This is a genomic window from Actinophytocola sp. (assembly GCF_045807065.1).
In the GTDB taxonomy this organism is placed as follows: domain Bacteria; phylum Actinomycetota; class Actinomycetes; order Mycobacteriales; family Pseudonocardiaceae; genus Actinophytocola.
The window spans coordinates 1-8,819 of record NZ_JBJMIE010000477.1 but is presented as its reverse complement, the minus strand read 5'-3'; the positions used below and the strand labels follow the sequence as shown (position 1 = coordinate 8,819).

Annotated in this window: 9 protein-coding genes; 3 read left to right on the top strand and 6 right to left on the bottom strand. The window is 71.3% G+C overall.

What is annotated here, in order from left to right:
• On the top strand, positions 1-881 hold an 881-nt coding region (locus tag ACJ73U_RS28080), incomplete at its 5' end, for a PLP-dependent cysteine synthase family protein (RefSeq protein WP_407780730.1).
• Here the strand turns inward: ACJ73U_RS28080 and ACJ73U_RS28075 are convergent.
• The 5 genes from ACJ73U_RS28075 to menE form a co-directional block, all read right to left on the bottom strand.
• Positions 876-1,865 (bottom strand): hypothetical protein, encoded by a 990-nt coding sequence (locus ACJ73U_RS28075; protein ID WP_407780729.1) that lies wholly within the window; start codon positions 1,863-1,865, stop codon positions 876-878. The two genes, ACJ73U_RS28080 and ACJ73U_RS28075, sit on opposite strands and share 6 nt — an antisense overlap.
• Positions 1,866-1,938: 73 nt before the next feature.
• On the bottom strand, positions 1,939-2,811 hold the full coding sequence (locus ACJ73U_RS28070; protein ID WP_407780728.1) for a 1,4-dihydroxy-2-naphthoate polyprenyltransferase: 873 nt from the start codon (positions 2,809-2,811) through the stop codon (positions 1,939-1,941).
• Between the two features lie 654 nt (positions 2,812-3,465).
• Positions 3,466-4,644, bottom strand: a complete 1,179-nt coding sequence (locus ACJ73U_RS28065) for a hypothetical protein (protein WP_407780727.1) — start codon at positions 4,642-4,644, stop codon at positions 3,466-3,468.
• Positions 4,645-4,690: 46 nt separating this feature from the next.
• Positions 4,691-4,873, bottom strand: a complete 183-nt coding sequence (locus ACJ73U_RS28060; protein WP_407780726.1) for a hypothetical protein — start codon at positions 4,871-4,873, stop codon at positions 4,691-4,693.
• Between the two features lie 43 nt (positions 4,874-4,916).
• Positions 4,917-6,029, bottom strand: a complete 1,113-nt coding sequence (gene menE / locus ACJ73U_RS28055; protein ID WP_407780725.1) for an o-succinylbenzoate--CoA ligase — start codon at positions 6,027-6,029, stop codon at positions 4,917-4,919.
• 38 nt (positions 6,030-6,067) lie between these two features.
• Between menE and ACJ73U_RS28050 the strand changes: the two genes are divergently transcribed.
• The gene (locus ACJ73U_RS28050) at positions 6,068-6,955 is read left to right on the top strand and encodes an arylamine N-acetyltransferase family protein (protein ID WP_407780724.1); all 888 of its coding nucleotides are present in this window, start codon (positions 6,068-6,070) and stop codon (positions 6,953-6,955) included.
• A gap of 72 nt (positions 6,956-7,027) precedes the next feature.
• On the opposite strand, the gene ACJ73U_RS28045 is transcribed toward ACJ73U_RS28050, so the two are convergent.
• Positions 7,028-7,945 carry a 1,4-dihydroxy-2-naphthoyl-CoA synthase gene (locus tag ACJ73U_RS28045; protein WP_407780723.1) on the bottom strand — a complete coding sequence of 306 codons (918 nt, stop codon included), beginning with the start codon at positions 7,943-7,945 and terminating at the stop codon, positions 7,028-7,030.
• Between the two features lie 53 nt (positions 7,946-7,998).
• On the opposite strand from ACJ73U_RS28045, the gene ACJ73U_RS28040 reads away from it, so the two are divergent.
• The coding region (locus ACJ73U_RS28040) for a hypothetical protein (protein ID WP_407780722.1) at positions 7,999-8,819 on the top strand (821 nt) is incomplete at its 3' end.

Sequence of the window (8,819 nt, the reverse complement as noted above, 5' to 3'; positions counted from 1 at the left end):
TGTACGGCCTGTGCTCCGGGCAGATCACCGAGGGGACGACGGTGGTCGAGTCCTCGAGCGGCTCCACCGCGGTGAGCGAGGCCTGGTTCGCCCGGATGCTCGGCCTGCCGTTCATCGCGGTGATGCCCAGGACCACCAGCGCGGGCAAGGTGGCCCTGATCGAGCGGCAGGGTGGCCGGTGTCACTTCGTCGACGAGCCGAGCCAGCTGTACGCGGAGTCCCACCGGCTGGCCGCCGAGCTGGGCGGTCACTTCATGGACCAGTTCACCCACGCCGAACGGGCCACGGACTGGCGCGGCAACAACAACATCGCGGAGTCGATCTTCGAGCAGATGTCCCTGGAGCCGCACCCCGAGCCGGAGTGGATCGTGGTGGGCGCCGGCACGGGCGGCACGAGCGCGACCATCGGCCGCTACATCCGGTACCGGCGGCTGCGCACGCGCCTGGCCGTGGTGGACCCGGAGCATTCGGTGTTCTTCGACGCGTGGCGGGACACCCTGCCGGACCTGACGGCCTGCCAGGGCTCCCGCATCGAGGGCATCGGACGGCCGCGCGTCGAACCGTCCTTCGTCGGCCAGGTGATCGACCGCATGGTCAAGGTGGCGGACGCCGCGTCCCTGGCGACCATCCGCGCGGTGGAGCCGCTGCTGGGCCGCCGCGTCGGCGGCTCGACGGGCACGAACCTGTGGGGCGCGTTCCAGATCGTGGCGGAGCTGCGTGCCACCGGCTGCGAGGGCAGCGTGGTGACCCTGCTGTGCGACGGTGGCGAGCGCTACGCCGGCACCTACTACGATGACGCCTGGCTGGCCGCGCAGGGCCTGGACCTGGCGCCGCACCGCGAGACCGTCGACCGGTTCCTGTCCACCGGCGAGTGGCTATAGCGGCGGCAGTTCCGGCCACAGCTCGTCGGCCAGCTGCTTGCCGGCGGTGCAGGCGGCCTCGACCTCGCCCGGCTTGAGGTAGACCCAGATGCCGGCACGTTCGATGAGCCCGGTGGTCGAGCCGAACGCGAACGGCACGTGCTCACCGACGACGGCGCAGGTGGACGAGGCCGTGTCGTCCGCGTAATGGGTGACGGCGGTGTAGCGGCCCTGCGTGGTCTCGCCGGTGTCCCCGGCCGGTAGCCGCCCGATGTCGAAGGCGACCTCGAGCATCGTGCCCTGATCGCTCATCCACCAGCAGCTGTGCCCGGAGAGCTGGCGGTCCGGCCGGACGCCGGCCGTGATCCCCCGTACGAGGGTGGCCATCTCGGTGGTGACGACGTCGCAGGGATCGATGGCGCCGAGGGAGTGCTCCGGCAGCGTGAGGCTCGTGGCCCGGCCCGCGGCCACGGCGTCGATGACGGGGTCGACGACCTCGTCGCTGATCCCGCACATGGCGGTCGCGTCCTTGGCCTTCTGGGCCCAGCTACGCACGACCAACGCGATCCCGTCGGCGAAGACGATGTCTCGGGAACAGGCGTTGCCGGTGTCGTCGGAGGGGAAGACCCGTAGCCCGCCGGCGCGCGACTGGCTCTCCCCGCTCTCGTGGTCCGACTGGTACAGGCGGCCGACCTGCACCTCCGCCTGGACGCCTTCCTTCGTGTTCACGGACATGACGCAGTACTCGTAGGCGGCGGGGACGTCGATGGAGACGTGCCATGCGGCCGGCATCCCGGCGGGGTCGAGCACGCTACAGGGGTTGAACCTGGTGAGGTCGCCGAGCGCGTCCTTCGCCGTGAGCCGGTCCGGATCGTCGAAGTGCCGGGCCGACGAGGGCGTGGTCACGGCCGTGGGCGTGCCGAACGTCTTGTTGGCGCACCCGCCGGCGGCGACGAGCGCCAGCAGGACCAGCCCCGACAAGGGCAGGCGAGCCCACCGCGACATGACGTCCCCCATGTTTCTTCGGACATCTGTGATGTCGCCGCAAGCCGCCCGCCGTTACGGCTCCAGCCGCGCTCTAGCTGAGGGCGAGCCCCACGCCCACGAGCACCGCCCACGCGAGCATCGCCAGGGAGGTGTCCCGCAGCACGGGAATCAGCGCCATCCCGGCGGCCCCACCGGCCACGGCCCGCGCGGCGGGCACCGCGAGCACGCCGGCGAGCAACCCGAGCAGCAGCCAGGGCAACCACACCCCCCCGACGACCGACACGACGAACGGCACCGCGACGAGCACGATGAACAGCAGACGTGTCCGCCGATCCCCGAGCCGCACGGCCAGGGTGATCTTGCCGCTCGCGGAGTCGGTAGGCAGGTCGCGAAGGTTGTTGGTGACCAGCACACTCGCGGAAATACACCCGAGAGCGACGGCCCCGCCAACGCCGGCCCAGGTGAGCCGCCCCGTCTGCACGTAGAGCGTGCCGAGCACAGCCACCGGCCCGAAGAAGACGAACACCGCGACCTCGCCCCACCCCGCGTACCCGTACGGCCGGGGCCCGCCGGTGTAGAACCAGGCAGCCGCAACCGAAACGACGCCGACGGTGACCAGCCACCAGTGCCCACTCAGTGCGACGAGCACAAGCCCGGCGACCCCCGCCACCCCGAAACAGGCGAAGGCCGCCAACCGCACCTGCGCGGCCGGCGCGACCCCGGAGGCGACGAGCCGCAACGGCCCGACCCGCGCGTCATCGGTACCGCGGATGCCGTCGGAGTAGTCGTTGGCGTAGTTGACACCCACCTGCAAAGCCAACGACACGACGAGCGCCAGCAGGGAGGCCCACCAACTGAACCCGCCGATGGCGGCAGCCGCCCCGGCCCCGACAATCACCGGCGCAACGGAGTTCGGCAACGTCCGAACGCGAGCCCCGGCCACCCACTCCGCGGTTGTAGCCATGAGGTCATCTAACTAGGGCCATCGCGGACCCCCGCCTGGGTGGTGTCCCCACCGCCGGAAGCCCATCGACCCTCACTGCCCCGGTGATCCCGAACACGTGGCCATGCCTGCGCCTGACTATGCGCGCCTGGGCATGCGCGCCTGGGCACGCCTGCGCCCGGCATGCTGCGTCTGGCGATGCCTGAGTCTGGCGATGCCCGCGGCTGGCCGGCGCGCGTTCGACGATGCACGCGTTCGGCCGCCGCGCCTCGCTTGGGGCCGTCGCGCGCCTTCGGCTCTCCCGTGTCCCGGCCGTTCCGCGCGTTTGGCCCTTCACGCGTTCGGCCGTCGCGCCTCGCGTTCGGCCATTGGGCGCGTTGGCGATCGCATGTTCGGCCGTCGCGCCTCGCTTGCGGCCGTCGCGCGCCTTCGGCTCTCCCGTGCCCCGGCCATTCCGCGCGTTTGGTCTTCACGCGTTCGGCGCGTCTTCGGCCCTCGCGTATTGGCGAACGCGAGTGTTCGGCTCTCGCGCGCGTTTGGCCCATCCGCGTGTTCGGGTGTCGCGCCTCCTGTCGGCCGTCGCGTGTTCGGCCGTCGCCCATGGCGTTCGGTCACAACGTCCGATGCCGTCCAACCCCCATCCGGTGCCCGTGCTGCGCCGGTTCCCTTGTGCGGTCAGCACGCGGTCGCGGTTCGTGGTCCTGAGACGTACGCGGCCGACACGAACATCCCGGCGGCGAGGCGGTACCAGCTGTTCGTGGTTCCCTCGCTACCGGCGACCTGCTCGCCCGCAACCGCACACTCGATGCGGACCTGGGCGTGGTTGCCGGCGATGCCGACGATCGCCGCCTGGCTGTTCGGTGCCGTCCGCACGTTGAGGGCGTCGCCGGGGGTGTTCACGTACCCGGCCGGGTTCGCGCCCGTCCACTCGTAGGTCACGGTCACCCACGCGTTGGTCTTCAGTTTCAGGCCATCCCAGAAGGTCCCGTCCGCGAGGTCGATGCCCGCGGGGTTGGCCACTCTCCGTCCAAACTGGTCCTTCCCTCCGTTGTACCCGTCCTGATGGGCCGCCTGAGCCTCCGGCTTGCCCGGTGGCAGGTCGTGCCACTCCTGGCGTTGGCCCGCCTCGGCCCAGTAGTCGTCCCGCGTGTTCCACGGGCCGACGTCCCACACGGGTGCCCACGCGCACCGGCCGTTCGCCGCGCACACCCGGACGCTGTAGTCACCCGTGTCCCGACCCGACAACCCCCGCCACGACGGCAGCGCGACGAAGTGGTCCCGCGCCGCGACCCGGTGTCCGTTGGCCGTGGTACGGCCGACGAGTCCCTCCCGCGTCGCGAACACGGAGTAGGACAGGCCGACCGACGTCGAACGGACCCGACCACCCGGCACGGTAGCCGGCACCACCGACAATCCCGTCAACGTCGGTGACGGCACGTCCAGAGGCGCCGACAACACCGCGCGCACCTCGATGTCGGTGACCGGCTCCGGCAGCACACCCGGCTGGCCGGGACGGATCTCGACCCACTCCGACCACGCATCGCCCGACCGGCCGCGCACGTCGACGGCCAGCTCGGCACCCGCCGGCACGCTGCTCCGCACCTCCGCCGTGAAGGCGTTCGCCGGGGCCGCCAGCCGATGCGGGTACACCGCGAAGCCCGTCCGCAGCCCGGGGTCGGCGCTGGCCGCCTGGTTGGCCGCCGATCCCAACCGACCCCCGGCGCCGGTTGCCACGTTCGTGCTGCTCGCGGCCGTCCTCGACAGGTCGACCTGCCACGCCGTCGCCGCGGCGGCCGGCGTGACCGTGAGCAGAGAGCACACGAGCACGACACAGGCCAGCAGGTTGGTTTTCATGCCAGAAGAGCCAAAACCCCACCCGCTGATCCCGCAACCGGAACGATCACCGGCCGGGTAATCGCTTCCGTAGTACCATCCGCCCGCTTTCCAGGTCCACCTTCAGCAGCGGCGGCGTGCCCTCCCGCTTGCGCCGCCACGGGAGCCAGCTCCGCCCGTTCGCCCACAACCCGAACCTCTCCAGGGCAGCGAGCACTACGAGCAGGACCACCAGTCCTGGTAGTGACATCGCCCGCAAGAAGCCCATGTCGCGCCAACGGGCGGAGGTGATGTCAAGTTCCGCGCAGCATGTCCTTTACCCCTTTCCGGTTAACTTTCCCCGGACCCTGTAACGGGAGTGCGTCCGTGAAGCGCACGAGCTTCGGCGTCGCCGGGCCGCCCAGTCGCGCACGCACGGCCGCCCGCAACGCCGCCACGGACGGCGGCCGCGCGGGATCCACCGGCACGACCGCCGCCGCCACCAGCTGCCCCCACTCCTCGTCGGGCAGGTCGACGACACACACCTCCGCGACCCCGGGCTGCGCCACCAGTACCGCCTCGACCGCCGCGGGTGCCACCTTCACCCCACCAGTATTGATCATGAAGTCGGCCCGCCCCAGCACCGAGAGCGTCCCGTCGGCCGCCAGCAGGCCCAGATCGGTGGTGCGGAACCACCCGTCCACGAACGCGGCCGCCGTGCCCCCCGGATCGCGCCGGTAGCCGCTGGCCAGCACCGGCCCGGACAGCTCGATCACCCCGTCGGCCAGCCGTGCCCGCACCCCGTCCAGCGGCTTCCCGTCGTACACGCACCCACCCGCGGTCTCCGACATCCCATAGGTCGTCGACACCCGAACCCCGGCGGCACGCGCGCCGTCGAGGAGCGGCGCCGGGGTGGCTGCCCCGCCGAGAAGCACCGCATCGAGTGAACACAACGCCTCGAGCCCCACCGGATCGTCGAGCAGGCGCAGCAGCTGCGTCGGCACCAGCGAGGTGTAGCGGCGCGGACCCGTCATAGAGGCCACCGCCGTCGCAAACGTTTGCCCACCGCGGAGCACCGGAGGTGTCCCGGCCAGCAGTGACCGAACGATCACCTGCACGCCGGCGATGTGGTGCGCCGGCAGGGTGAGCAGCCACTGCCCCTGCCCACCTAGCCGGGCGTGGGTGGCGGTGGCGGACGCCGTCAACGCGGCCGCGGACAGCTCGACCCCCTTGGGCGCGCCGGTGGATCCCGAGGTCGCGACCACCACGGCGGTGCCCGGCAGCGTCGGCTCGTCGGGCGCCATCGCCACACGCAGCTCACCGGCCCGCGGGTCGTCGGCGGACAGCGGCAACACGGCCGGCCCACCGTCCAGGGCCGCGTCGAGCGCGGCCACGATCTCCGAGTTGTCCACAGGCGTCACCAACACGTTCGAAATTGTCGGTCACCCCGCCTAATCTCGCCCTCATGACCACCACCAGACCACCCGTCGACGAGCCGTTCAGGGACGCCTACCTGCGCCGGCTGGGTTTCGCGACTCCGCCCCCGGCCAGCGTGGAGACGCTGTACGCACTGCACAGGGCGCAGGTCGAGCGCATCCCGTACGAGGCGGTGTGGATCTGGCTGGGCGAGCGCCGGACGATCGACCCGCTCGACTCGTTGCGTTACCTGGTGAGCGGTCGCGGCGGCTACTGCTACCACCTGAACGGCGCGCTGGCCACCCTGCTGGGCTGGCTGGGTTTCGTCGTGCACTGGCACACGGCCGGCGTGCAGAGCCTCCGCGAGGACGCGGCGGCCAACGTCGACGGCAACCACCTGGCGATCACGGTGTCCGACCTGCCGTCCGACGCCAATCCCGGCGGTGAGTGGTTGGTCGACGCCGGCCTCGGCGACGGTCCACATGAGCCGATGCCGTTGCTCACGGGCACCTGTGCACAGGGCCCGCACACCTACCGATTACGCCCCTCCGAGATCGCCCCCGGCGGCTGGCGCTTCGACGCCGACCCGAGCATGTCCTTGCGGGGCATGGACTTCAAGCCCGAGGAGGCCACCCCTGCCGACCTGCGGGAGCGACACGAACACCTCCAGTCCAGCCCGGACTCGGGCTTCGTCCGCACCCTGGCGCTCTGCCGCCGCGACGCGACCGGCGTGGACGTCCTGCGCGGCCGCGTCCTCACCAGCCACGAGAACAAGATCGAGTTGGACACCCGCGCCGACTGGTACGCCTGCCTGGCCGACGTGTTCAACCTGCCGCTGTCCGATGTGGACGAGACGAGGAGAACGACCCTGTGGGAGAAGGTGACCGCCACGCACGAGAACTGGCTCGCGTCAGCCGCCGAGGCCACCACGTCGTGAGACCCACCTGTGTGGGTTGCGTCCCGGCGGAGGTGCGGTTGTCGAGGCGGATCGAGAATTCCGGGAGGCGGGTCAGTAGTAGTACGGGAAGCGTGACCAGTCGGGGTCTCGCTTCTCCAGGAACGCGTCTCGGCCCTCGACGGCCTCGTCGGTCATGTACGCCAGCCGCGTCGTCTCGCCCGCGAACAGCTGCTGGCCGACGAGACCGTCGTCGATCAGGTTGAACGCGTACTTCAGCATGCGCTGGGCCGTGGGCGACTTGCCGTTGATCTCCGTGGCCCATTCCAGGGCCGTGGCCTCCAGCGACTCGTGCGGCACGACCGCGTTGACCGCCCCCATCCGGTGCATGTCCTCGGCCGTGTAGGTGCGGCCGAGGAAGAAGATCTCCCGCGCGAACTTCTGGCCGACCTGCCGCGCCAGGTATGCCGACCCGAAGCCGCCGTCGAAGCTGCCCACGTCCGCGTCCGTCTGCTTGAACCGGGCGTGCTCCTCGCTCGCCAGGGTCAGGTCGCACGTCACGTGCAGGCTGTGCCCGCCACCGGCGGCCCACCCCGGCACGACCGCGATGACCACCTTCGGCATGAACCGGATCAACCGCTGGCACTCCAGGATGTGCAGCCGCCCCGCCCGCGCCGGGTCCACGGTCGAGGCGTCCTCGCCGGACGCGTACTGGTACCCCGTCCGCCCGCGGATCCGCTGGTCACCGCCCGAGCAGAACGCCCAGCCGCCGTCGCGTGGTGACGGACCGTTGCCGGTCAGCAGGACGCACCCAACATCGGGTGTCATCCGCGCGTGGTCGAGGGCTCTGTACAGCTCATCGACGGTGTGCGGCCGGAACGCGTTGCGCACCTCCGGCCGGTTGAACGCGATCCGCACGGCGCCGGTCGACACCGCCCGGTGGTAGGTGATGTCGGTGAACTCGAAACCCTCGACGGGACGCCAGGCGGCGGAGTCGAACAACTCGGAGACGAAAGTCACGCGCCCGAGCATATGAGGACCGCACAGATCGCGGCGCCGCGGACCGCCGTGCGAAGCTGAGGTCCATGCAGGATGTCGAGGCCGTCGTCGAGGAGCTGGCCGACCGCGACGACGCCGGGCTGGTCGTCGCCGCGTGTTGGTTCGACGTGGCTGGCGAGCGGCCCAACTACCTGATGTCCCAGTTCGACGTGCAGAACTTCCTCTGGCTCACCCTGCCGCAGCTGCTCCGCGACCCGCCCGCCGACCTCGACCCGATGCCCGGCTGGCAGGAGGTCGTCGCGGAGGCCGCCTGGTTCTTCGAGCGCCTCGACCAGCCCCGCTACGCCGCCATCTGCCGCGGCAGGCAGACCAGCGAGATCCTCGCGGCCGCCCACGACGCCATCCGCAGCTTCGAGCTGTACGCCCGCGCCACGCACGCCTCCGGCATCATGCCGCCCGCCGGCCTGCGCATCGCCTGGCTCGACCAGCCCGGCCCCCGCGAGCAGGCCCTGTACGACGCCATCACGCGCGCACTCGAACGCGCGATCGCCGCCGGCGAGCTGGACCCCGCCGACGACGCCAAACGCCTCGCGGTCGCCGTCGGCGTCCTGGAACAGCTGCCGGACGGCCACACGGAGACCATGCAGGACCTGATGCTGACCGAGCGCATGCGGCGCCTGCGGGTGACGAGCGGCAGCCAGACCGTGCGTGAGCTGCTGGTACGCGTCGAGCCGGACGTCGCCAAACCGCTCGACCTCACCCCGGAGATCCTGCTCGCCGGCACCCGCTCGCTCGGCCAGGTCGTCCACGACGGCGCCGGCCCCCGCCCGCTGTGCGTCCTCGCCCAGAAACTGGGCCTGCTCGACGACGACCTCGACCCGATGCCCGGCTGGCAGGAGGTCGTCGC